We start from the raw sequence: 20,520 nt of genomic DNA, 5'->3' as shown, positions 1-20,520 counted from the left end.
ATCGACGTTCACGAAGAACTGGTACCAGGCGTAAGGCGAGGTCATGGCAGGGTCGAGCCACACGTTCCCGCCACCGGTTGACTTGCCGAACTTGCGCCCTTGCGAGTCGGTGACCAGCGGCGCGGTCAGCGCGTGCACGCTCTTCTGCTCGACCTTCCTGACCAGGTCGACGCCGCCGATGATGTTGCCCCACTGGTCCTGGCCGCCGATCTGCAGCGTGCAGCCGTGCTTTCGGTAGAGCTCCAGGTAGTCGTTTGACTGCAGGAGCAGGTAGCTGAACTCGGTGTACGACATGCCGTCGCCCTCGAGCCTGCGCTTGACCGTGTCGCGCGCCAGCATCACGTTGATCGAGAAGTGCTTGCCGACGTCACGGAGGAAAGTCGGCACCGACATGGCGTTTGTCCAGGTCAGGTTGTTCTCGATCAACGCACCGGTCGGCGAGGAGTCGAAGTCGACGAACCGTTCGAGCTGGCCGCGGATCCGCTCGGTCCACTCGGCCAGCACGTCGAGCGCGTTCATCGGACGCTCGCCGGTGTCGCGCGGGTCGCCGATCATCGCGGTCGCCTCGCCTGCCAGCACGATCGGCCGGTGCCCGGCTTTCTGGAACCGGCTCAGGCCGAGCAGCGGAACGAGGTTGCCCGCGTGCAGGCTTGGCGCGGTCGGGTCGAAGCCGCAATAGAGGGTGAGCGGGCCCGAGTCGAGGTCACGGCGCAGGGCGTCGATGTCGGTGGACTGCGCGATCAGGCCGCGCCAGGACAGTTCGTCAAGGATGTGCTCACTCACGAGCTTCATCATCCGTTATCGGACGGCGTTGATGTCCTGCGGGTACAAGATCTTCTTGTCGGTGCCGTGCTTGGCGACCGCGAGCATGCCAAGGCCGATCTGCTCGGTGCTCGTCACCGATTTCATTCGCCTGAACAGCGGGAACAGTGGCCGGAAGGCGGTGTAGGCGATCCGGTAGGCCGTGGTGCTCGACTTCGCGCCGTGCATCGGCAGGATGACGCCCGGACGGAACATGTAGGCCTTGGGAAACAGCTTGAGCAGGTCGTTCTCGGTCTTGCCCTTCACCCGCGCCCACATCGCGCGGCCCTGCTCAGTGCTGTCCGTGCCCTGCCCGGAGACGTAGATGAACGTCGCGTCCGCGTTGGCCTCGTGCAGCGGGTTGGCCGCGGCCATCGTCATGTCGTAGGTGACGCGCCGGTACGCGTCCTCGCTCATCCCCGCCGAGCTCACGCCGAGGCAGAAGAAGCACGCGTCGTAGCCGGTGAAGTCGACCGTGGACTGATCGGCCAGGTCAGGCAGCACGACCTCGGTCAGCTTCTCGTGCTGCTGCCCCAGCGGCCGTCGCCCGACCGCCAGCACGTCCGTCACCGATGGGTCAAGGAGGCATTCCCGCAGGACTCCGTAGCCGACCATGCCGCTGGCGCCGTAGACGATCACCTTCACGGCGTGAGCGTAACCGGCAACTCCCGCAGCCCACGACTCCGGAACGACTCGCGCCACGTCAAGCTGTCGGTCGCCAACCTGGCCTCGGGAAACCTGCGGAACAAGGTCTCGATCGCGATCTCGAGTTCGAGCCCGGGCGAGGGGCGCGCCGACGCAGTAATGGATGCCCGCACCGAAGGTCAGGTGTTGCGTGGAGGATTCGTTGGCCGCCTGGATGCCGAGCAGCACTGTCTGTCCCTTTGGGACGATCTCGCCGCCGATTTCGATGTCCTCAAGCGGGAAACGACGGATCGCGTGCAGGTTCGGGTTGGCCACGCGGAGCAGTTCCTCGGTGTCCACCGGGCCGTCCAGCCGCCGCAGGATGCTGTTGGCGAGCAGGTGCACGGAATTCTCGTAGCCCGCCCAGAGGACAAGGAACGCCAGCGACAGCAGTTCGTCCTCGGACAATCTGTCGTCGCCGTCCCTGGCCTCGATCATCGCCGAGATCAGATCGTCCGCGGGCTCGGCGCGTTTGGCCGCGATCAGGGTGACCATGAACTGGTACATGCTGACGACCGCGTCCCGGGATCCCTGCGTCATCAGCGCATCCGTCCAGTCACGGAAGTCGCCGACGTGGTCCGCGGGCACGCCGAGCAGGTCGCTGATGGTGATGATCGGCAGCGGCGCGGCGTACTCGGCCAGCAGGTCGACCGTGCCGGTCAGGCCATCCAGCAGCCGCTCAGCCGTGGCTTGGATCTTGTCACGCATCCCGGCGACCTGGCGTCCGTTGAACGCGCCGGAGACCAGTTTGCGCAGCCTGGTGTGATCCGGCGGATCGAGGTTGAGCAGGTTGCGATCCAACGCGGGCGGCAGCGTGAAACCGCTGTACCCGCCAGTGGAGTTGGCACGGCTCAACGACAGCCGAGGATCGGCGAGCCCAGCTCGGACGTCGTCGAATCCGGTGACCAGCCAGGCCGTTGAGCCGTCTGGCAGCGTTGTCTTCAAGAAACCTGCCTTGTCCGTTTCCCGCCCCGGCGATACGTGCTCACCGCGGGCGAATCCACCCAGAACCGCCATGGCACATCCATCGCGACGGCCACACCGACCCGTGGCCCGCTGTAGATCTTCTCGACCTGCTCCCCCGCGTAGATCCTGATCGGCGAGTCGGGGCTGGTCAGGTCGACGCCGTTCTGCGCACGGTCGATGCCGAGCACACCGGTCAGCCTGGCCGGGCCTTTGGCCAGCTCAGCGTCGTTACGCGCGCTCGGCCTGCGGGTTCGCGCCAGCCCGGTGTCGTCGAGGACCTCGCCCGCGCGCAGCAGCACCGCGCCGGGGACACCGTCGGTCAACGAGACGATGTTGGCGCAGAAGTGCATGCCGTAGACGAAGTACACGTACAGGTGCCCGGCCGGGCCGAACATCACGTCGTTGCGCGGGGTCCGGCCGCGATAGCAGTGCGAGGCGGGATCGTCGCCACCCCGATACGCCTCGACCTCTACCAACCGGACTCGGACAACCCCTTGCGGGCTATGGGATTCGAGCACGCTGCCGAGCAGCAGCTTCGCGGCGTCGACCGGATCGATGGCCAGTTCGTCGCGGGTCAGCTGCCTCACCGCAGGACCACTTCACCATTCGGGGTCCGCAGTACCGCGACGAAACCGGCTTCGCCCTGCTCGACGGTCGCTTCCTCACCGAGAATCGCCAGCTTTTCGCGGATCTCGGCCGGGTTCGGGTGCGTGATGGTGAACGACACCAGTTCCGTGCCGGGCGGCAGGGATTCGGTCGGGTGGGGCGAGGCGCCCCAGTCGATCAGGAACGGCACACCGGCATCGACGAGCGGGGTGAGCCGCCACCGCAGCAGCACCCCGTCCGGGCGTTCGCGGGCCATCTCCGTGATCGGCCCAAGGTCGTAGCCCTTGGCCTTCGCTCGCGCCACGGTTTCGTCGAGGTTGTCCGGCCGGACCGCCCACGTGATCAGCTTCGGCTCGGTCAGCTCGTCGAAGCCGAACGGCCGTGGCTTCTCGGGTTTCGGCTGGTCCGGGTCGGGCCCGAGCACCTCGAGATACGCGCCGCCGCCAAGGTCGGCCAGCTTGTTGCGGGTGCCGAGGCCCAGGTGCTGGCCGCCTTCGGTCAGCTCGATGCCTAAGTCGAGCGTGAGATCCGGCGTCGCGTATACGAGATGATCAAGTGCCACTTACGTTCCCCTCACCCACGCCCGGTGCTCGGCAAGCCGGACGATCAGACGTTCGCGCTGCTCGGCGACTCTATCGGGCGCCGTACCACCGTAAGCATCACGTGACGCGATCGACCCTGACACGGTCAGCACGTCACGGACTTTCGGGGTGAGGTTCGCGTTGATCTCGGCGAACTCGGCGTCGGTGAGCTCGTCGAGGCCGACGCCACGAGCCTCGGCCGCGCGGACGCAGGCACCGGCGGCTTCGTGCGCGATCCGGAACGGCACACCCTCGCGGACCAGCCATTCCGCGATGTCGGTCGCCAGGGTGAAGCCTTGTGGCGCGAGCTCGGCCATCCGGTCGGTGTCGAACGTCAGCGTGCCGATCATGCCCGCGATCGCCGGCAGCAGGAGTTCGAGCTGCTCGGCCGAGTCGAACAGCGGTTCCTTGTCTTCCTGCAGGTCACGGTTGTACGCCAGCGGCTGCGCCTTCAACGTGGCCAGCAGGCCGGTCAGGTTGCCGATCAAGCGGCCGGACTTTCCCCTGGTCAGCTCGGCCACGTCCGGGTTCTTCTTCTGCGGCATGATCGAGCTGCCGGTTGCCCAGGCGTCGTCGAGGACCGCGTACCGGAACTCGGCGGTGGTCCAGATGATCACTTCCTCGGCGATCCGTGACAGGTTCACGCCGAGCATGGCCAGCACGAACGCGATCTCCGCGGCGAAGTCACGGGAGGCCGTGCCGTCGATCGAGTTCTCCACCGGACCGTCGAAGCCCAGGTCAGCGGCCACGGCAGCCGGGTCGAGGCCGAGCGACGAACCCGCCAGCGCGCCCGAGCCGTACGGCGACAAGGCCGCGCGCGCGTCCCAGTCCCGCAGGCGCTCGATGTCCCTGGTCAGGGACTGCGCGTGGGCCAGCAGGTGGTGCGCGAGCAGGACCGGCTGTGCGTGCTGCAGGTGCGTCCGACCTGGCATGACCGCTGTGTCGTGCTGCGTGGCCTGTGCGACCAGGGCGTCGACGACGTCAAGGGTGCCCTCGGCGACCCGGCGGGCCGCGTCCCGCAGCCACATCCGGAACAGGGTCGCGACCTGGTCATTACGCGAGCGGCCCGCGCGCAGCTTGCCGCCGAGTTCCGGGCCCGCGCGCTCGATCAGGCCGCGTTCGAGGGCCGTGTGCACGTCCTCGTCGGCGATGGTCGGGGTGAACGCGCCGGAGGCCACGTCGGCCTCAAGGGTGTCCAGCGACTTGAGCATGCCTTCGAGCTCGTCACTGGTCAGCAGGCCCGCGCGGTGCAGCACCCGGGCATGTGCCCGTGATCCGGCGATGTCGTGCCTGGCCAGACGCCAGTCGAAGTGCGTGGACGCGGACAAGGCCGCCATCGCGTCGGCTGGGCCAGAGGCGAACCGGCCGCCCCACAACGAACTCACTCTGCAAACTCCCTGCTCAAAGCTCGTGAGTGGTTATCAGTGTTAGAACACGGATAACCACTCACGAGGGGTCTTTCAGGCCTGCCATGGTGCTGAAACGGTCGGCCAGGTCGGCGCCGGTGAGCGGTTCACGGGCGATGATCAGGACCGTATCGTCTCCCGCGATCGTGCCGACGACCTCGTGCAATGCCGCCCGGTCGATCGCGCTGGCCAGGAACTGCGCGGCCCCTGGCGGGGTGCGCAGGACAGCCAGATTGGCCGAGTGGTCGGCCGAGACGAGGACTTCGCCGAGCAGCCTGGTCAGGCGGCTCGTGCCGCCTTGCACGCCACGGACCGGCGAGCCGTCCTCGGGGATGACGTACACGGGAGCACCCGCGTCCGGGCCGCGCAGTTTGACCGCGCCGAGTTCGTCGAGATCACGCGAGAGTGTCGCCTGCGTGACCTCGACTCCTTCCGAGGCAAGGATCTTGGCGAGCTCGGTCTGACTGCGAATGGCCATTGTGGACACGAGCTCGACGATCCGCGCCTGCCTGGCGACGCGGGTACCCGCGGTGGTCACGACTGCTCCAGCAGCCACATCAGTAGCGCCTTCTGGGCGTGCAGCCGGTTCTCCGCCTCGTCCCACACCGCGCTGGCCGGGCCGTCGAGCACCTCGTCGGTGATCTCCCAGCCGCGGTGCGCGGGCAGGCAGTGCAGCACGATCGCGCCAGGCGCGGCACGGTCCAGCATCGCCGCGTTGACCTGCAGGCGACGGAACGGGGTCACCCGGTCGAGGCCGTCGTTCTCCTGGCCCATCGAGGTCCACGTGTCCGTGGCCAGCACGTCCGCGCCTTCCACGGCCTCATCCGGGTCGGTCAGCAGCGTGACGCTGCCGCCGGTCTCGGTTGCCCGCTTCTTGGCGTCGATCACGAAGTCCGGGTTGGGCTGGAAGCCTTCCGGCGCGACAAGGCGGATGTGCAGACCTGCGGTGACGCCACCGAGCATCAGCGAGTGGGCCATGTTGTTGGCGCCGTCACCGAGGTAGGTCAGGGTCAGCCCGGCGAGCTTTCCCTTGCGCTCCTTGATGGTCTGCAGGTCGGCGAGGACCTGGCACGGGTGGAACTCGTCGGTCAACGCGTTGACCACCGGAACCTTGGACACCGAAGCCATCGCATCGATGCGCTTCTGCGCGAACGTCCGCCACACCACGGCGTGCACGTAACGCGACAGCACGCGCGAGGTGTCCTCGATGGTTTCCTCACGGCCGAGCTGCATCATCCGGCCGTCGACGATGATCGGCTGGCCGCCCAGTTGAGCGATGCCGACCTCGAACGACAGCCGGGTGCGGGTCGAGTTCTTCTCGAACAGCACCGCGATGCTCTTCGGGCCAGCCAACGGCTTGTGCCCCAACGGGTCTTTCTTCAGCTCAGCGGCGAGGTCGAGGACCGCGAGCTGTTCGGCCGGTGACAGGTCGTCGTCACGCAGGAAGTGCCGGACGGTCACAATCCCTCCAAAGCCGCTGGCAGGTCGGCCACGAACCGTGCGGCGTCGTCATGTTCGAGAATCAGTGGTGGTACCAGCCGGATCACGTCCGGCTGGATGGGGTTGATCAGGTACCCGGCCTGCTGTGCGTTCGCCGCCAGCGCGCCAGAGACCTTCTCACGCAGCATGATACCGAGCAGCAGGCCCGCGCCACGGACGCCGCCGATCAGCGGGTGCCCGAGTCCCTCGACCCCTGCGGCGATTTCCTTGCCGACAGAGGAAACTTGGTCGAGCAGTCCTTCGGACGCGATCGTGTTCAGCACAGCCAGTCCGGCCGCGGTGCACACCGGGTTGCCGCCGAAGGTCGTGCCGTGATGCCCTGCCTGGAACAGGTTCGCCGTGTCACCGATCCCGATGCACGCGCCCAGCGGCAATCCACCGCCGAGCCCCTTGGCCAGGGTGATGATGTCGGGCACGATTCCGGCCTGCTGGAAGGCGAACCACGTGCCCAGCCGGCCGATCCCGGTCTGCACCTCGTCCAGGATCAGCAAAGCGCCGTGCTTCGCGGTGATTTCCCGTGCCGCCTGAAGGTACCCCTCCGGCGGCACGATTACACCCTGCTCGCCCTGGATCGGCTCGACGATGAACGCGGCAGTTTCACTGTCCACAGCGGACTCAAGGGCGGCCGCGTCACCGTAGGGAATGTGTGTCACGCCGGGAACCAGCGGCTCGAACGGGGTGCGCTTGGGCGGCTGACCGGTCAGCGTGAGCGCACCCATTGTGCGGCCGTGGAAACCGCCGTCGGTCGAGACCACTTTGGTGCGTCCGGTCAGACGGCTCAGTTTCAGCGCGGTCTCAACAGCTTCCGCGCCGGAGTTGGTGAACACGACCTTTCCGTCGACACCGGCGACGTCGAGCAAGCGCTCGGCCAACTCCAGTGCGGGCAGGTTGATGTTCAGGTTCGAGGTGTGGCCGAGCTTGCCGATCTGCTCGGTCACCGCGGCCACGATCGCAGGGTGCGCGTGGCCGAGCGCGTTCACCGCGATTCCGCTGACCATGTCGAGGTATCGGTTGCCGTCGGTGTCCCAGACGTACGCGCCCTCGCCGCGCTCTAGTCCCAACTTCGGCGTACCGTAGTTGTTCATCATCGCGGCTTCCCACCGCTGTTGGAGCGTCATCACGCATCCCCTTCGTCAGGTAGCACCATCGTGCCGACGCCCTCGCTCGTGAACACCTCAAGCAGCACGGAATGTGCCAGCCTGCCGTCGATCACGTGCGCCTGCGGCACTCCCCCACGGACCGCGCGCAGGCATGCCTCCATCTTGGGCACCATCCCGCTTGCCAGGTCCGGCAGCACCTTCTCCAACTCGGCAGCGTCGATCCGTTGCACGAGCGAGGATTTGTCCGGCCAGTTCTTGTACAGCCCTTCGACATCCGTCAGGACCACAAGTTTGCGTGCCTTCAACGCAACGGCCAGCGCGGCCGCCGCGGTGTCGGCGTTCACGTTGTGCACAACGCCATCGGCGTCCGGAGCCACTGTGGACACAACCGGAATCCGGCCTGCCGCGACAATGTCCTCGACCGCAGCTGGGTTGACCGTCACCACGTCGCCGACCAGACCGAGATCGACCTGCTCGCCGTCGATCTCCAGGCCTCGGCGCTCGGCGGTGAACAGATGCGCGTCCTCGCCGGAAATGCCGACCGCGTATGGGCCGTGCGCGTTGATCAGGCCGACGAGCTCGCGGCCGACCTGTCCAACGAGGACCATCCGGACCACGTCCATGGCTTCCGGTGTGGTGACGCGCAGGCCGCCGCGGAACTCGGACTCGATACCGAGCTTGGTGAGCATCGCGCCGATCTGCGGGCCGCCGCCGTGCACGACCACCGGCCGCAGCCCGGCGAGCCGCAGGAACACCATGTCCTGGGCAAACGCTTGTTTGAGTTCGTCGTCGATCATGGCGTTGCCGCCGTACTTGACCACTACGAGCGCGCCGTGGAACTGCTGGAGCCACGGCAAAGCCTCGATGAGTACCGCTGCCTTGCGGTCCGCGTTGTTGTTCATCGTGGCTCCGTTTTAGGAAGGCATTTGTGTTCAAGCGCTCGAGAAAAACTAGCTTCATTGAATCGGGCGTGGTGACTCCGGTGTGGCGAGCGATAGCTGTTAACGTTCGGTCTATGCCACGCTACCGACTGTCGCCGACGCCCGAGCAAGAGGTCGGATTGTTGAAGCATTGCACGCAGGCACGGTTGGTGTGGAACCTTGCTGTAGAGCAGCACAGTCATTGGCGACCAGGTATGGGTTCGGCGCCTGGCTATGTTGAGCAGGCTCGACAGTTGACCGAAGCGCGAGCAGAATTCCCGTGGCTTCGGGCCGGTTCTGTGACAGTGCAGCAACAAGCGCTGCGCGATTTCGCCCAAGCCATGCGTAACTTCTTTGCCAGCACGCATCGCAAACCCACATGGCGCAAGGCCGGTAGAGATGAGGGGTTTCGGCAGGTAGCGCTCAAACCACAGCACATACAGCGACTCAACCGCCGTTGTGGACAGGTTTGGGTGCCCGAGGTTGGGTGGATCAGGTTCCGTTGGTCGCGACGAGTGACTCCCGGAGTCAAGTCCTACCGAGTCACTCAAGACCGAGTCGGCCGGTGGCATATCGCATTCGCCGCGATTCCCGATCCGATACCTGCTCCTGGCAATAGCCAGGTCGTCGGCGTCGATCGGGGCGTCGTGGTGTCTGCGGCACTGTCGACCGGAGACATACTGAAAGTGCCCGGCCTGACAGGTGGCGAACGTCGAAGGCTGGAGCAGCTCCACCATAGGCTCGCCCGCTGTCAACGAGGGTCTCATCGACGCAGGCGTGTTAGGCGAGCGATCACACGACTTACCGCACGAGAGACGGACCGGCGGAAGGATTGGGTGGAAAAAAGTTCCACCGAACTGGCCCGTAGGTTCGACGTGATTCGGGTAGAAGACCTCAATATCCGTGGTATGGCCCGCTCCGCAAAGGGCACGATCGAGCGGCCGGGTCGTAACGTGCGTCAGAAAGCTGGACTCAACCGCGGCATCCTTGCCAATGGCTGGGGACTGCTGATAACCCGGCTGGAACACAAGGCTGCTGGCCGGGTTGAAAGAGTCAAAGCTGCGTTCACGTCCCAGCAATGTTCGGCTTGTAGCCACATCGCATCGGAGAACCGCAAGAGCCAAGCGGTATTCCAGTGTATCGTATGCAGGTTTACTTGTCACGCGGACGTGAACGCGGCACGGAACATCGCCGCCGGGCGGGCGGTGACAGCGCAGGGAGCCCTCCAGCCATTGGGCGGGGCTGTGAACTGTGAACCTCAACTCGCTCCCGTCGCTTTCTGAGTGGTGGGTATGGGTTGGAATCCCGTCGGCTTCGGCCGTGGGAGGACGTCAAGAGGAATAGGCGCTGTTCTCTTCGACGTACCCATGGGAGAGGTCCGTGGTGAGGATGGTCGCTTCGCCGTGGCCGATCGCCAGGTCGATGATGATCTCGATGTCCCGGCCGGACAGGTCCGCGTTCGACCGGTCCTCGCCGCGGGTTCCCTTGTGCATCACGCGGATCCCGTTGATCACAATGGACAGCTGGTGCTGGTCGATCCGCGCCTTGGCTCTGCCGAGAGCCATCGCGATCCGGCCCCAGTTCGGGTCCGAGCCGAACAGCGCGGTCTTCACCAGGTTGTCCTCGGCCACAATGCGTCCGATGTGGACGGCTTCGTCCTCGGTCGCGGCACCGGTGACGGTGATCGCGATCTCCTTGGTCACGCCTTCCGCGTCGCCTTGCAGCTGTTTGACCAGGTCCGCGGCCACTTCGGTGAGCAGCGCCTCGAAGTCCTCTTGGCTTGGCGTGATTCCGGACGCGCCGGAGGCGAGGACAATGACTGTGTCGTTCGTGGACGTTCCGCCGTCGACATCCAGGCGGTCATAGGTTTTCTTGGTCGCTGCGCGCAATGCGGCGTCGAGGGTGTCCTTGTCGACGTCGGCGTCGGTGGTGATCACCGAAAGCATGGTCGCCATGTTGGGCGCCAACATGCCCGCTCCTTTCACGAAACCGCCGACCGACCAGCCTTGCTCGTGCGCTTTCCACGACTGCTTCGGCCTGCTGTCGGTGGTCAGCACGCCCGTTGCGGCGTTCAGCCCGGCTTCGACCGTGTTGCCGAGGCTTGCTTTCGCGGCGTCCACACCGGACAGGACCTTGTCCATGGGCAGGCGCTCGCCGATCAGCCCGGTTGAGCAGACGGCGACCTCGATCGCGCCGCATTCCAGGACTTCCGCCACTTTCTCGGCGGTCGCGTGCGTGTCCTGAAAGCCTTCATGGCCGGTGCACGCGTTGGCGCCGCCGGAGTTGAGCACGACGGCTTTGAGCTTGCGCTCCTTGAGGACCTGCTGGGACCACAGGACCGGCGCGGCCTTGACCTGGTTCGTGGTGAACACGCCAGCGGCCGCGTTGTTCGGGCCGTCGTTCACCACCAACGTCAAGTCCAAGGCGCCGCTCGCCTTGATCCCCGCGGCGACCCCGGCGGCCCGGAAACCAGCAGGCCCGGTGACGCCCTTGGCACGGTTCACGGGGCGACTCCCACAGTCGAAAGCCCGGTTGTCTCGGGCAGCCCGAGCGCGATGTTCATGCACTGCACGGCAGCGCCCGCGGTGCCCTTGGTCAGGTTGTCGATCGTGCCGATGACGATCAGCCTGCGCAAATCCGGATCGACCGTGATCTGCAGCTGCACGGCATTGGACGCAAGCACGGCACCGGTCGTCGGCCAGGTCCCGGTCGGCAGGACGTGCACGAACGGCTCGTCGGCGTAGGCCTTGTCGTATGCGGCAAGGACATCGTCGAGGGTCTTGCCGGGTTTGAGGGTCGCGCTGCATGTGGCGAGGATGCCGCGAGGCATCGGCGCGAGAACCGGTGTGAAGCTGACGGCGATGTTCTCGCCCGCGACCTTGCTCAGGTTCTGGACGATCTCCGGGGTGTGCCGGTGCGTGCCGCCGACTCCGTACGCGCTGACCGAACCCATCACCTCGGAGCCGAGGAGGTGCGGCTTCAGCGACTTGCCTGCACCGGACGTACCCGACACCGCGACGATGACCGCTTCGGGCTCGACCAGACCGTCTTGGAAGGCGGGCGCGAGGGACAGCGAGGAGACCGTCGGGTAGCACCCGGGCACTGCGACTCGCTTCGCTCCGGTGAGCTTCTCGCGTTGCCCGGCGAGCTCCGGGAGACCGTATGGCCAGGTGCCCGCGTGGTCGCCGCCGTACCAGCGCTGCCAGGCTTTCTCGTCCTCGAGGCGGTGGTCCGCGCCGCAGTCGATGACCAGGGTGTCCTCGCCCAGCTCGGCCGCGATCTTGGCGGACTTGCCGTGCGGCAGTGCGAGGAACACGACCTCGTGGCCACTGAGCTCGTCGACAGTGGTGTCACTGAGCACGCGGTCGGCGAGCGGCAGCAGATGCGGCTGGTACTGGCCGAGCTTCATGCCCGCGCTGGCACCGGCGGTCAGCGCCCCGATCTGGACTCCGGGATGCCCAAGCAGCAGGCGCAAGACCTCACCGCCCGCGTATCCGCTCGCTCCGGCGACCCCTACCCGTACAGTCATATGGATGATTATGCACAACCATGCAAAGTCACTCAATCGGTAATGGTCCGAGATCACACCATCGGCGGAGGACCGATGAGTTCCGGACGTGCGGCTGGTCTGCACCCATATGATCGATTTGAAACCCGCCTGCCAGGCCATGGCCGACGTGCTGGTGCGCGTCACCGATTCCCAGTTCACCAACCCGACCCCGTGCAGCGAGTACACCGTTGCCGATCTGATCGCGCACGTTGACGAGGTAGCCACGGGGTTCGGCGCGATGGCAGGCGGTGAGGTGAGCTCTGGCGTGGTCGAGCGGGTCTTGGCGCTCGGCAAGGCCTGGGACTCGCCTTCAGCTTGGCAAGGTAGCTCGGTGGCAGCTGGGCTGGAGTTGCCGACCTCGGTGTGGGGCAAGATCGCGCTGACCGAGATCGTCGTGCACGGCTGGGATCTCGCCAAGGCCACCGGGCAACCCTTCGACCTGCCGGAAGACACTTTGCGAGCGTGCTACGAGCATGTGGTCGTGTTCGTGCCGGAGGCGCCGATCCCCTCGCTGTGGGGGCCTCGGGTTTTCGTGGGGTCTGACGCTCCGCTGCTCGAGCAGATCGTCGCGATCACTGGCCGCGCGCCTTCATTCACCACGGTATGACGCCATCCGGCCCGAGGAACGTGCCGGTGGGACCGTCAACCGGGATCGTCGCGAGCTGGACCGGGACTGCCGCGCCATCGGCTGTCGTGCGGTTGCCACGCGGGAAAGGCGCCGCCGCGTTCTGGTCGGTCGGCACCATTCCAGGGCTGACGGCGTTTACTTTGATGCCGTCGGCCCGCAGGGCGTTGGCGTAGATCAGGGTCAGCGCGTTGAGTGCGGCTTTGGATGAGCTGTATGCCAGGAATGCCCTGCTGTCCGGATTGCTGAGCATGGTCAGCGACCCGAGGCCGCTGGACATGTTGACGATCCTCGGGTTTCTGGAGCGGCGGAGCAAGGGCAGACAGGCCGACGTGACCGTGACGACGCCGAAAACGTTGACCTCGAAGGTTTCCCGGAGATGTGCGGCCGTGACGTCCTGGACGTCCCACTCCACCATCACTCCGGCATTGTTGACCAGAACGTCAAGGCGTCCGGCGTCGGTTTCGATGGTCTTGACCGCCTTCGCAACGGATTCGGGATCGGTGACGTCAAGGCGCACCATTCCTTCTTGCGGTTCGCGGGCTCCGGCGTAGACCCGGAAACCCCGGTCTTTCAGTTGACGCACAATCTCTTGGCCGATCCCCTTGTTGCCGCCGGTGACGAGTGCTACTTCGGTCATGCCGTCCATCCCAGTCGTCTTTGCGCGGCAAGGGAAAGACCGATCGGGTGGCACGCCATACCCTGGCGGTATGGCAGAGCCCGAGATCCGTGAACTGCGCTACTTCTGCGCTGTGGCTGACGAGGAGAACATCACCCGCGCGGCCTCGCGCCTCGGGATTGCGCAACCGCCGCTGTCACGGGCGATCCGTCAGCTGGAGCGTCGGCTCGGTGTGGAGCTTTTCGACCGCTCTGGGTCTCGGCTGACCTTGACTCAGGCTGGGGAGGTTTTGCGTGAAGAGGCGGCCGTCGTTCTCGGCGCTTTGCATGCCGCGGTTCGTCGGACGCAACGGCCCGAGCTCGTTGTCACTGCCAAACCCGGGGTGGCGACCCGGTTGCTGCAGCGGATCTGCTCACGGTTCGAGGCGTCAGAGATACGAGTGGTTATGAGCGGTTTCGGGGAGCAGGCCGACATGGTTCGCTCTGGCCGCGCGGATGTTGCTATCGCGGCGTGCGTTGACGGGCACGGTTTGGAAGTTGAGTCTTTGGCGGTTGAGCCACGTGTTGCCGCGCTTGCCGTCGGGCATGCGCTGGCTGCTCGTTCGGTACTCGGTACTGCGGATTTGCGTGCCGAGCCAGCTCCTCGGTGGAGCACCCGTGGGGTCGTCGACCGAGATCGTCCTGACGGGCCCGTGGTTCAGGACAGTGCTCAACTGCTGGATGTTGTCGCTCTTGGGCAGGGCGTGGCGTTGGTTCCCGCTTCGCTGGCTGCTTTGAATGTTCGGCCTGATGTGACTTACGTGCCGGTGGTTGATGCTGAGCCTTACCGGACATTGGTGCTGTGGCAGGCGGGGAGCCGGTCGTCGCGGATTGCCCGGTTCATTCAGACGGCACACACGGTTGTGAATTGACCCTCAAGGCCGGTCGACCATGTGGTTGAGTTCTTCAGTTTTCGTCATTGTTAGATTTCACTGTGTTCGTAGTCTGAAATACAGTATCGCTACCGTCTGTGTCATGGGGGACTGGCAGGAGTGGCGGGAAAGTCCGTGGGGTCGGTTGCGGTATTCGCTGGCCGAGGCGAACCTGGCTCGCCACCTGCCCGCGGGTCCGCTCAAGATCCTGGACCTCGCGGGCGGGGATGGCGGTGACGCTGTTCGCCTGGCTGCACGGGGCCATGACGTCACGGTGGTTGACCGGTCGACGGACATGATCACCAAGGCTCGTGCCTCCGGGCTGACCTGCGTGACCGCGGATGTACACGATCTCCCGGCGGGGCTTGGCGGATTCGACGTGGTGCTCTGCCACAACCTCCTGCAATACGTGCCGGATCCGGCGCACACCCTGAATATCGCCAAGGAACTCCTCGTAAGAGATGGCCTGCTGTCGGTGATCGTCCTCAACCAGCACGCGGCGCCGCTGACCACGGCGATCCGCAAGCTGGACCTGACCGCGGCTTTGGCCGCGTTGGACACGAACAAGGCAAGGACCGAACTCTTCGACACCGACATCACGCTGTTCACCGCCGAGAAGATCATCGGGCTGCTGGACGACTGCGAACTGGTGGGGCACTACGGCATTCGCAGCGTCAGCGACTACATCGTGGACGACGACCGCAAGCGGGATCCCGAGTTCTTCGCTGAACTCGAGCGGCTCGAACTCGCGGTCACCGACCGGGTGCCGTACAAGCACATCGCACGAATGTGCCAGCTCATCGGGCGTAAACGATGAGTTCTCGACGATCGGCAGGTCTGCACTGACATGGAACTGCAGAACTACGTCGACGCCGGCCAACTGCCGGGTGTCGTGACACTTGTGGCACGCGGTGACGACATCGACGTGCGGACCTTCGGCCCGGTCGAGCGGGACACGATCTTCCGGATCGCCTCGATCACCAAGCCGATCACGGCAGCCGCGGTCATGCTGCTGGTTGAGGACGGCAAACTCGCGCTGGACGATCCCGTCAGCAACTGGCTGCCGGAGCTCGCAGACCCCAAGGTCGTGCGTACGCCGGACAGTCCGGTTGACGACGTGGTTGCTGCCAGGCGCCCGCTCACCGTGTTCGACCTGCTCACTTCGCGGGCCGGATATGGCTTCGCCACCCCCTTTGAGAGCCCTGCGGTCACGATGTTCGGCGACGTGATGGGGTGGGACGGCCGCGAAGTGCAGGCGCCTCCTCCGCCGGACGAGTGGCTCGCCAAACTCGCCAGCATCCCGATGGCCGCGCAGCCAGGTGCGGCCTTTCTGTATCACGCGGCCTCTGACCTGCAGGGGGTGCTGATTTCGCGGCTGTCCGGGAGCCTGGTCGACTTCCTCGCTGAACGCGTTTTCGAGCCTCTTGGCATGGTGGACACGGCTTTCTGGGTTCCGCGGGACAAGCTTGGACGGTTCACCAGCTATTACCGTCACAAGATGGAACTGGCTGACCCGCCGGACGGGCAGTGGAGCAAGCCACCGGCTTTCCCTTCCGGAGGCGGCGGGCTCGTGTCGACGGTCGACGACTGGCTCAGGTTCGGGCGCGCACTGCTCGACGACACCTTGCTCTCCCGCGAATCCGTGCAGCTCATGATGACCAATCATCTGACCGACGAGCAGCGCGCGGGCGGCGAGCTTTTCCTTCAGGGGCAAGGTTGGGGATTCGGCGGCTCGGTCGACGTCGAAACCCGGGTTGCCGGGAACGTGCTCGGCCGGTACGGCTGGGTCGGCGGCACCGGGACCTCGGCATACCTCGCCCCAGCGACCGGGCAGGTCGCGATTCTGCTGACGCAGCTCGCCGTTGAGGATCCTACGTCACCGCCGTACATCGAAGAGTTCTGGGAATTCTCGGCGAGGTAAGGAGAAACTGTGGATCTTGCGGCCTATGTGGACAGTGGTGTCGTGCCTGCCGCGGTGTCGTTGGTCGCGCGGGGTGACGACGTCGAGGTTCGCGTCGCTGGTCCGGTGAAGCGGGATTCCATTTTCCGGATCGCGTCGATGACCAAGCCGATCGTCGCGGCCGCACTGATGGTGCTGGTCGAGGACGGCAAGGTCGCGCTGGCCGACCGCGTGGACAAATGGCTGCCAGAGCTGGCCGATCTGCAGGTCGTCCGCACTCCGCAGAGCCCGGTCGAGGACGTTGTCCCGGCGAGCCGCCCAATCACCGTCTTCGATCTGCTGACGTCCCGCGCGGGATACGGCCTCCCCACCGATTTCTCCCTGCCTGCCGCGCAGTCGCTGTTCGACTTCACCTTCGGGCCGCCGCCGCTGGACGAGTGGCTCACGCAGCTCACGGCCATCCCGATGCTGGCTCAACCAGGCGAGACCTTCTTGTACAACACCTGCTCGGACATCCAAGGCGTGTTGATCGCCAGGATTTCCGGGCAGTCGTTGCCTGACTTCCTGGCAGAGCGGGTTTTCGGCCCGCTTGGCATGACCGACACCGCGTTTGAAGTGCCTGCTGCCAAACAAGATCGGTTCACCACGTTGTACACGCACGATCTTGAGGTCAGCGAACGCCCCGGTGAAGCGTGGACATCGCTGCCCGCGTTCGCGTCCGGAGCGGGAGGGCTCGTGTCCACCGCGGATGACTGGCTGAAATTCGGGCGTGCACTGCTCGACCACAGCCTGCTCTCCCGCGAGTCGATCACGCGCATGACGACCGATCATCTGACCGCTGAGCAACGGCGGGACAGCGAGATTTTCCTTGAAGGCCAAGGCTGGGGCTTCGGTGGCTCAGTCGACGTCACCGCCAGGAACCCGTGGAACGTGCCCGGTCGTTACGGCTGGACCGGCGGGCTCGGCACGGCGGCGCACATCATCCCGTCGACCGGCACGGTCACCATCCTGCTCACGCAGGTGACGATGACCAGTGCGACCGCGCCGCAGATCATGCGGGACTTCTGGCGCGCCAACACAATCAGCGGCTAAGCCGGTGGGTCAGGCGCCCGCCGGTCATCGTCAGCACGATCGGGATCTGGCGAAGATCATGCGGGGCAAGGGTTGCCGGGTCGACCTCGGTCACCGTCAGGTCCGCGACGTCGCCGACCTTGATGCCCCGGCGGCCACGGCTGGCCGCGGCCAGCGCGATGTCCAGGGCGATCGCTTGCTCCGGGTGCCAGGCCGGGCGTCCGTCGTCGGTCCGGCTCACCGCCGACGCGATCCCGTCCCACGGATCCAGCGGCGCGACCGGGGCGTCCGAGCCGATCTCCAGCGTCGCGCCTGCGGCAAGCAATGCCCCGTAAGGGAAAGCGTTCTCCGTCCGACCGGCCCAATGCTGATCGGCGACGTCCCGGTCGTCCGGCTGGTGCGCGGGCTGCACGCCCGCGATCACGCCGAGCTTGGCGAACCTCGAAAAATCATCAGGGTGCACGAGCTGGGCGTGTTCGATCCGGCCGGTGCAGCCGACTTTGGCGAAGGCGTCCAGCGCGATCGTGTTGGCGTGGTCGCCGATGGCGTGCACGGCCGGGCTGATCCCGTGCCTGGATGCCTTGTCCATCAAGGGAACGAGCTCGTCGAACGGCAGTTCCAACAGGCCATGCGTCTCCTGGCCGGGGTACGGGTCGTGGCAGTAGGCGGTGCGCGTGTTGAGCGAGCCGTCCACAAAGAGCTTGTACGGCCCTACTTTCAGCATTCCGTCAGTGCCGGGGATGGCGTCACCGGTGCGGTGCCCTCGCTCGATCGCGGTGTCGAGCAGCGGCCGCGAGATCACGGCAGAGACGCGTACACCGAGCTGACGCAAAGCCAACCGTCGCAACCAAACAGAGACCGTGTCGCTGTACTCGTAGTCGACGATTTCCGTCACGCCGCGAGCTGCGGCGGCGTCGGTCGCCTCAAGGACCCACTCGTCCGTGGCGGCCGGAAGCTCTGCCGTCGCCGCCATGCAATCGTTCTCTAGCAACACACCCGTCGGATGTTCACGGCCGATCATGCGCAGCGCCGCCGGGCTGAGCCAGAGCGTGTGCAGGTCGTTACTGAATAGCGCGATCGGCTGACCCGGCAGTGCTCGTTCCAATAGGTCCTTGTGCGGCATGTCAGGCCACGCACTGTCACGAAAGCCGTGCCCCATCACCAATTCGCCTGGTTTCGCGGCACTCTCCCGGGCTATCGTGTCGACGACGTCGGCCGCGGACTTCGCGTGTGCCAACGGAATGCGCCGACGGGAACTCGCCCACTGGGTCATGTGCACGTGGACGTCCACCAAGCCCGGCAGCACCGTTCCGCCACGACCGTCGACGAGCTCACCCTCGCGGGGCAACCCTGGACCGATCGCCGAGACACGCCCGTCGGTCACGGCCACGTCCACCCTCGGTCCGCCCAGCCCGAGTTGGACATCACACAGTAGTAACGCGGTCACGCGCGCCACGCTACACGCGGACGCGGGTAGTCTGACTTGGTGGGACGTATGAAAAGGATGGTCCGTACCGCGCTCGGCCTGACCGCGGCGGGCCTGCTCGCCAGGGCGGCATGGGGCGTGCCCGCGGCAATGGGCGGCGCGCCGCGTGGCGAGCGCGCGGAGCGAGTGCGGCGGTCGCCGCAGTTCCGTGATGGGAAGTTCCGTAACGGACACCCAACACGAACGACGCCGAATGGTGACCCGGGTGACCTCATCCGGCGCTACAGGGCGGACAAGGATCGCCGTAAGCCACGCGGCGCAGTCCCTCTCGTCGCACAGTCGGGTGCCCCCACCCGACCCGATGGTCTGTACGTCACCTGGTACGGACACGCGAGCACGCTGGTCGAGCTCGACGGCGCACGCGTGTTGTTCGATCCAGTGTGGAGCGAACGAGTGTCACCGTCGGCTGCCGCCCGCGCCGACTACACCCCGTACCGGTATCGATCGACCAGCTGCCTACGCTGGACGCGATCGTCATCTCGCACGACCACTACGACCACCTCGACCTCCCGACGGTGCGTGCCCTCCTGCGTACGCAGAGTGCGCCATTCGTTGTGCCACTGGGGATCGGGGCACACCTGGAGCGCTGGCAGGTACCGGCCGACCGGATCATCGAACTCGACTGGGACGAGAGCGTGACCGCCGGTCCACTGCGGCTGACCGCGACCGCGGCGCAGCATTTCTCCGGCCGCGGGCTCTCACGTGATGGGACACTCTGGGCGTCGTGGGTCGTCGCCGGTCCGAAGCGACGCGTGTTCTACAGCGGGGATACGGGATATTTCGACGGATTCGCCGCGATCGGCCAGCAGCACGGGCCCTTCGACGTGGCACTTGTCCAGATCGGCGCGTACGACCCGATGTGGCCTGACATACACATGACGCCGGAAGAAGGCGTGGCCGCGCATCTGGACGTGCAGGCGCACGTGCTGATTCCCGTGCACTGGGCCACTTTCACGCTGGCGCCACACGCATGGGGGCAACCCGTGGATCGCTTGTGGCGTGAGGCAAAAGCCCAGGATGTGACACTCGTTGTCCCCAAACCGGGTGAACGAGTGGACATCGACGCGCCGCCAACGGTAGACGGATGGTGGCAAACACTTTGACGACATGCACTCGAAAGGGCGTAGAGAACGGACGCATAGTCGAGTGAGAATATGGGCCTCGCCATAGCTCAAGTGGGAGAGCACTCAGGCCGGTGGCTTCACCGACAGGAGAGGACGCGCGGTTCGATTCCGGCTGGCGAGTCGGACAAGGGGCCGGCCCTGCATGGGCCGACCCCTCTCATTGTCCACAATAGACTTGTCAGCTCGTGGTGATCTGCTTCTGCTCGGTGTCGGCCGAGATCTCGATCTTGCGTGGCTTCGCGCGCTCGGCGACCGGGATCCTCAGTGTCAGCACACCATTGGCATAGGCGGCGTCGATACGCTCGGTGTCCAGGCTGTCACCGAGGAACAGCTGCCTCGAGAAAACACCCAGCGGGCGCTCGGACACCTGCATCTGGACATCCGCCTTGTGCGTCGGCCGCCGCTCGACCTTCACGGTCAGCACGTTGCGTTCGACATCGACCTCCACTGCCTGCGGGTCGACACCGGGCAGATCGAAGTGCACAACGAACTCGTCCCCGTCCCGGTAGGCATCCATCGGGATCGACGCGGGCCTCGTCCACGTGCCAGCTGGTTGGAAGAACTGCTGGGTCAACCGGTCGAGCTCACGGAACGGGTCGGTGCGCATCAACATTGTCTTGTCCTCCCTGGTTTCTGGTGTCGTTACGCACGTACCTCTGTGGTAGCACTGT

Annotated in this window: 20 protein-coding genes, 1 tRNA gene and 1 pseudogene (1 of these 22 running past the window's edge); 8 read left to right on the top strand and 14 right to left on the bottom strand. The window is 65.8% G+C overall.

The genetic code is table 11. The features are described 5' to 3' along the window. The 9 genes from tyrS to argB all read right to left on the bottom strand — a co-directional run. Nucleotides 1-783: the 5' portion of a tyrosine--tRNA ligase gene (tyrS, locus tag LWC34_RS44505; RefSeq protein ID WP_233731340.1), read on the bottom strand. The gene continues 492 nt to the left of window position 1, outside the view; 783 of the gene's 1,275 nt are visible here — the first part of the coding sequence; its start codon is at nt 781-783; the stop codon falls past the left edge of the window. 15 nt (nt 784-798) lie between these two features. Beyond that, nucleotides 799-2,502, bottom strand: a complete 1,704-nt coding sequence (locus LWC34_RS44500) for a hypothetical protein (protein WP_233731339.1) — start codon at nt 2,500-2,502, stop codon at nt 799-801. Next, nucleotides 2,427-3,038 (bottom strand): DNA-3-methyladenine glycosylase, encoded by a 612-nt coding sequence (locus tag LWC34_RS44495; protein ID WP_233731338.1) that lies wholly within the window; start codon nt 3,036-3,038, stop codon nt 2,427-2,429. Before LWC34_RS44495 ends, LWC34_RS44500 begins: the two co-directional genes overlap by 76 nt. After that, entirely contained in the window at nt 3,035-3,619 is a 585-nt protein-coding gene (locus tag LWC34_RS44490; protein ID WP_233731337.1) for a VOC family protein, read from the bottom strand. Before LWC34_RS44490 ends, LWC34_RS44495 begins: the two co-directional genes overlap by 4 nt. Next, the gene (gene argH / locus LWC34_RS44485; RefSeq protein WP_308200232.1) at nt 3,620-5,023 is read right to left on the bottom strand and encodes an argininosuccinate lyase; all 1,404 of its coding nucleotides are present in this window, start codon (nt 5,021-5,023) and stop codon (nt 3,620-3,622) included. A gap of 61 nt (nt 5,024-5,084) precedes the next feature. Then, entirely contained in the window at nt 5,085-5,582 is a 498-nt protein-coding gene (locus LWC34_RS44480; protein ID WP_233731336.1) for an arginine repressor, read from the bottom strand. Continuing rightward, a complete protein-coding gene (argF, locus tag LWC34_RS44475) occupies nt 5,579-6,505 on the bottom strand; it encodes an ornithine carbamoyltransferase (RefSeq protein ID WP_233731335.1) in 927 nt (308 codons plus the stop codon). Before argF ends, LWC34_RS44480 begins: the two co-directional genes overlap by 4 nt. After that, entirely contained in the window at nt 6,502-7,662 is a 1,161-nt protein-coding gene (locus LWC34_RS44470) for an acetylornithine transaminase (RefSeq protein WP_233731334.1), read from the bottom strand. Before LWC34_RS44470 ends, argF begins: the two co-directional genes overlap by 4 nt. Further along, nucleotides 7,662-8,546: an acetylglutamate kinase gene (argB, locus tag LWC34_RS44465; protein WP_233731333.1), complete on the bottom strand. Its 885-nt coding sequence runs from the start codon at nt 8,544-8,546 to the stop codon at nt 7,662-7,664. Before argB ends, LWC34_RS44470 begins: the two co-directional genes overlap by 1 nt. Before the next feature lie 113 nt (nt 8,547-8,659). Here argB and LWC34_RS44460 point away from each other — a divergent pair, with 113 nt between their 5' ends. Then, nucleotides 8,660-9,847, top strand: coding sequence for an RNA-guided endonuclease InsQ/TnpB family protein (locus tag LWC34_RS44460; protein WP_250109469.1), 1,188 nt, complete (start codon nt 8,660-8,662; stop codon nt 9,845-9,847). 48 nt (nt 9,848-9,895) lie between these two features. Here the strand turns inward: LWC34_RS44460 and argJ are convergent, their stop codons facing one another. Then, nucleotides 9,896-11,068: a bifunctional glutamate N-acetyltransferase/amino-acid acetyltransferase ArgJ gene (gene argJ, locus LWC34_RS44455; RefSeq protein WP_233731332.1), complete on the bottom strand. Its 1,173-nt coding sequence runs from the start codon at nt 11,066-11,068 to the stop codon at nt 9,896-9,898. Next, entirely contained in the window at nt 11,065-12,093 is a 1,029-nt protein-coding gene (gene argC / locus LWC34_RS44450) for an N-acetyl-gamma-glutamyl-phosphate reductase (protein WP_233731331.1), read from the bottom strand. Before argC ends, argJ begins: the two co-directional genes overlap by 4 nt. Before the next feature lie 109 nt (nt 12,094-12,202). Here argC and LWC34_RS44445 point away from each other — a divergent pair, with 109 nt between their 5' ends. After that, nucleotides 12,203-12,721 carry a TIGR03086 family metal-binding protein gene (locus LWC34_RS44445; RefSeq protein WP_233731330.1) on the top strand — a complete coding sequence of 173 codons (519 nt, stop codon included), beginning with the start codon at nt 12,203-12,205 and terminating at the stop codon, nt 12,719-12,721. Here the strand turns inward: LWC34_RS44445 and LWC34_RS44440 are convergent. After that, a complete protein-coding gene (locus LWC34_RS44440) occupies nt 12,708-13,379 on the bottom strand; it encodes an SDR family NAD(P)-dependent oxidoreductase (protein WP_233731329.1) in 672 nt (223 codons plus the stop codon). The genes LWC34_RS44445 and LWC34_RS44440 overlap by 14 nt on opposite strands. A gap of 70 nt (nt 13,380-13,449) precedes the next feature. On the opposite strand from LWC34_RS44440, the gene LWC34_RS44435 reads away from it, so the two are divergent. The 4 genes from LWC34_RS44435 (at nt 13,450) to LWC34_RS44420 (ending at nt 17,260) form a co-directional block, all read left to right on the top strand. Further along, nucleotides 13,450-14,268 (top strand): LysR family transcriptional regulator, encoded by an 819-nt coding sequence (locus LWC34_RS44435; RefSeq protein WP_233731328.1) that lies wholly within the window; start codon nt 13,450-13,452, stop codon nt 14,266-14,268. 103 nt (nt 14,269-14,371) lie between these two features. Further along, on the top strand, nt 14,372-15,085 hold the full coding sequence (locus LWC34_RS44430; RefSeq protein WP_233731327.1) for a class I SAM-dependent methyltransferase: 714 nt from the start codon (nt 14,372-14,374) through the stop codon (nt 15,083-15,085). Between the two features lie 30 nt (nt 15,086-15,115). Beyond that, nucleotides 15,116-16,189: a serine hydrolase domain-containing protein gene (locus LWC34_RS44425; RefSeq protein WP_233731326.1), complete on the top strand. Its 1,074-nt coding sequence runs from the start codon at nt 15,116-15,118 to the stop codon at nt 16,187-16,189. A gap of 9 nt (nt 16,190-16,198) precedes the next feature. Continuing rightward, nucleotides 16,199-17,260, top strand: coding sequence for a serine hydrolase domain-containing protein (locus LWC34_RS44420; RefSeq protein ID WP_233731325.1), 1,062 nt, complete (start codon nt 16,199-16,201; stop codon nt 17,258-17,260). Here LWC34_RS44420 and LWC34_RS44415 read toward each other — a convergent pair. Next, on the bottom strand, nt 17,250-18,686 hold the full coding sequence (locus tag LWC34_RS44415) for an amidohydrolase (protein ID WP_233731324.1): 1,437 nt from the start codon (nt 18,684-18,686) through the stop codon (nt 17,250-17,252). The two genes, LWC34_RS44420 and LWC34_RS44415, sit on opposite strands and share 11 nt — an antisense overlap. 57 nt (nt 18,687-18,743) lie before the next feature. Between LWC34_RS44415 and LWC34_RS44410 the strand changes: the two are divergent. Continuing rightward, nucleotides 18,744-19,828, top strand: a pseudogene (locus tag LWC34_RS44410) (MBL fold metallo-hydrolase). Between the two features lie 57 nt (nt 19,829-19,885). Continuing rightward, nucleotides 19,886-19,970, top strand: a tRNA-Arg gene (locus tag LWC34_RS44405). A 57-nt stretch (nt 19,971-20,027) separates the two neighbouring features. Here LWC34_RS44405 and LWC34_RS44400 read toward each other — a convergent pair. Continuing rightward, nucleotides 20,028-20,462: an Hsp20/alpha crystallin family protein gene (locus LWC34_RS44400; RefSeq protein WP_233731323.1), complete on the bottom strand. Its 435-nt coding sequence runs from the start codon at nt 20,460-20,462 to the stop codon at nt 20,028-20,030. Between the last annotated feature and the right edge of the window lie 58 nt (nt 20,463-20,520).

It is taken from the genome of Kibdelosporangium philippinense, from assembly GCF_021390435.2.
GTDB lineage: Bacteria > Actinomycetota > Actinomycetes > Mycobacteriales > Pseudonocardiaceae > Kibdelosporangium > Kibdelosporangium philippinense.
Note: the sequence above shows the minus strand (reverse complement) of the source record. Positions and strands in the feature narration are given on the sequence as shown.